Origin of the sequence: Clostridium sp. (genome assembly GCF_051278035.1) — a bacterium.
GTDB lineage: Bacteria > Bacillota > Clostridia > Clostridiales > Clostridiaceae > Clostridium_AD.
Window position 1 is genome coordinate 1 of sequence record NZ_JBNMNU010000292.1, and the last position, 3187, is coordinate 3187.

Consider the following 3187-nt stretch of genomic DNA (forward strand, 5'->3'; position numbering starts at 1 on the left):
AAGAATTAGGAGTCTAGTGTCTATATATTTAAAAAAAGAGCAATATAATGTAATTCAAGCAGAAAATGGTAGCGAGGCTGTAACTATATTTAATAAAAATAAAATAGATTTAGTTATTTTAGATGTAATGATGCCAATTATGGATGGGTGGGATGTATGTAAGGAAATAAGAAAAACCTCTGATATACCGGTTATAATGCTAACAGCTAAATCTGAAGAAGATGATGAATTATTAGGTTTTGAATTAGGTACAGATCATTATATTACAAAGCCCTTTGTCCCAAAATTATTAGTAGCTAAAGTGAAAGCAATTATACGAAGGACTCATATAATTGAAGCTTCTGTAAAGGATGAAAATAACTTTGATGGTTTAGTTGTTGATAACTTAAGCCATGAGGTCACTGTGGACAACATCGAAATAAATTTATCTCCAAAGGAATTCGAACTATTAAATTATTTTATGATTAATAAGAGAATTGTCTTGAGTAGAGAGAAAATATTGGATGCGGTATGGGGAATTGATTATTATGGAGACTTAAGGACAGTAGATACTGTTATAAAAAGATTAAGGGAGAAATTAGGTGAAAAATCTTACCTTATAGCAACCATAAGAGGGGCTGGATATAAATTCGAGGTGAAAAATGAAAAGTAAAAAGAGTATTACAAGAAAGCTTTTTGCTATAACTTCTATAGTTTTTATAATTTTTATCACTACTAATTTAGTAGTACAATCAGAATTTTTCGAGCAGTTTTATATAAAGTGGAAAAAAGACAATGTTAAAGATAACCTTGTTAAATTCAAAAATCAATATATTTTGCTCAAAAACGATGTGGATGAGGGTAACTTAATTAATTCTTTTGAAGAAAAAAACAATTATAAGATAATTATAAGTGATAGTTCAGGAAATTTGAAAGCTCTACCAAGAACGTTTGATGAAAGAAATGACGCTATAAAAATCAGACTAATGATTCAAATAATGTCTGATGAAATAGAAAAAACAGGTGGAATTGCTAGATTCAGAAAAGAAGGAAAGCCATTGATTTTTATTACTGGTGGAAACCGTGAAATGGTAGTAAGCGTAGCGGGTATATTATACGATGCAAATAAAGATGAGACTATCTATGTTTTTTCATCACTGCAGCCGGTAAATGAGGCAGTTCAGGTTATAAAGGAATTTTACTTGTATTTCTACATAGGTGCCATAATTACTATTCTACTTCTTTCATTCATTTACTCAAATATGATTGCAAAGCCACTTATAAAAATAACTAAAACTGCCTCTAAAATGGCTAATCTTGATTTTACAGAAAAGTGTGCGGTTAAAAGTGAAGATGAAATAGGAGCTCTAGCTACTTCACTAAATCTTCTATCAGAAAATTTAGATGGGGCATTAACCTCACTTAAAGATGCTAATACAAAGTTAGAAAAAGATATTGAAAAAGAAAAGAAATTAACAGAGATGAGAAAAGACTTTGTGGCAGCAGTTTCTCATGAACTTAAAACACCAATAACTCTAATAGAAGGGTACACACAGGCATTAAATGATGATATCTTAGAAGGAGAAGAAAAACAATATTTTATCGATGTCATAATGGATGAATCTAAGAAAATGAATAATTTAGTATCAGATATGTTGAATTTATCTCAACTAGAATCAGGAAACTTCAAGCTGGTTAAAGAAGAGTTTTTTCTACATGAACTAATTAAACCATTTACTAGGAAATTTTCATCTTTATTAAATGAAAAAAATATAACACTTAAATTAAATTTAATACAAAACATAAAAGTTAATGCAGATTGGAACAGAATAGAACAGGTATTAACTAACTATATGACAAATGCTATAAGACATATTAATAATGATGGATATATAACAGTAAGAATGATAGAAAAAGAAGATGCCATTAGTGTTGTCGTAGAAAATACCGGAAGTGAAATTGAGGCAACTGAAATTATGAAAATATGGGATAACTTCTATAAAGTTGATAAATCAAGGACACGTAAGCTTGGTGGGACTGGTCTAGGTCTTTCCATAGTCAAAAATATAATGTTACTTCATGGAGGTAGTTGTGGAGTAAAAAACACAGAAAATGGGGTTGAATTCTATTTTGTTTTGACAAAACAATAATAAAAGCAGTATGTAAAATGATTTATTTTAACATTTTACATACTGCCTTTATTTAGTTAGTAACACTTAAATTGCCCTTAATCATATCGTTATAATATCCCTCAAGTATTATAAGTTCATCATGATTACCTATTTCTATAATTTCTCCATGCTTAATTACCACTATTTTATCAGCATTTCTTATAGTTGATAATCTATGTGCGATAATAAGTGTAGTTCTGTTTAGAGCCATTTCCAAAATGACATTTTGTATTATTTTTTCAGTTTTCGAATCTATATTAGATGTAGCTTCATCTAGTATAAATATAGATGGGGAATGAGCAAGGGCTCTTGAAAATGATATTAGTTGTTTTTGACCTGCTGAAAAGGTAGAGCCTCTTTCCATAACAACTGCATGAATTCCTCCAGGTAAATCATTTACAAAGTCAAAGGCAGATGTAGTTTTAAGGGACTTCATTAATATGTTTTCGCTAATATCATCATTTAATATTACATTAGACTTTACATCTCCTGAAAATAAAAACACATCTTGAAGCACAACCGATATGCTCTTTCTTAAGTCTTTCTTCTTAATATCATTAATATTAATTCCATCTATTAGTATCTCACCTTTTTGAATTTTATAAAAACCACTTATGAGACTTATTATTGTAGTTTTCCCTGCCCCAGTTTCTCCTATAAATGCAATAGTCTCGCCCTTATTAACTTTAAAGCTGATATTCTTTAATATCCATTCTGAGTTATCATATGAAAACCATACATTTTTAAATTCTATATCACCTTGCAAATCTATGCTCATGCCTTCATCTAAATCTTCTAAAGAATCTTCTTCATCTAAAAGTTCGAAAATTCGTTCTGCAGAAACCAAGGCAGATTGAATAGTAGTGTAGTTATCTGCAAGATCAGAAATAGGATTAAAGAATTGTTTTATATAAGTTGTAAAAGCGAAAAGAACACCTATCTCTAGGGTATTGTTTGCGATTTTACTCATGGAATACCATATTATAATTGCTACTGCAAGACTTTGAAAAATATCCGCCGCTGGTCTTAATATGCTG

At 29.7% G+C, this 3187-nt stretch carries 3 protein-coding genes; 2 read left to right on the plus strand and 1 reads right to left on the minus strand.

The genetic code is table 11. The features are described from left to right. A partial coding sequence (locus tag ACJAX4_RS23100) for a response regulator transcription factor (RefSeq protein WP_435791789.1) occupies positions 1–652 on the plus strand: 652 nt, incomplete at its 5' end. Further along, positions 642–2129: a sensor histidine kinase gene (locus ACJAX4_RS23105; RefSeq protein WP_435791790.1), complete on the plus strand. Its 1488-nt coding sequence runs from the start codon at positions 642–644 to the stop codon at positions 2127–2129. The genes ACJAX4_RS23100 and ACJAX4_RS23105, both read left to right, overlap by 11 nt. A 52-nt stretch (positions 2130–2181) precedes the next feature. Here the strand turns inward: ACJAX4_RS23105 and ACJAX4_RS23110 are convergent. Further along, positions 2182–3187, minus strand: a 1006-nt coding sequence (locus ACJAX4_RS23110) for an ABC transporter ATP-binding protein (protein WP_435791791.1), incomplete at its 5' end; no start/stop codon positions are given.

Bases quoted from the DNA above. Each gene is read 5' to 3' on its own strand.
- ACJAX4_RS23105 (WP_435791790.1), top strand. From the start codon at position 642: ATGAAAAGTAAAAAGAGTATTACAAGAAAGCTTTTTGCTATAACTTCT.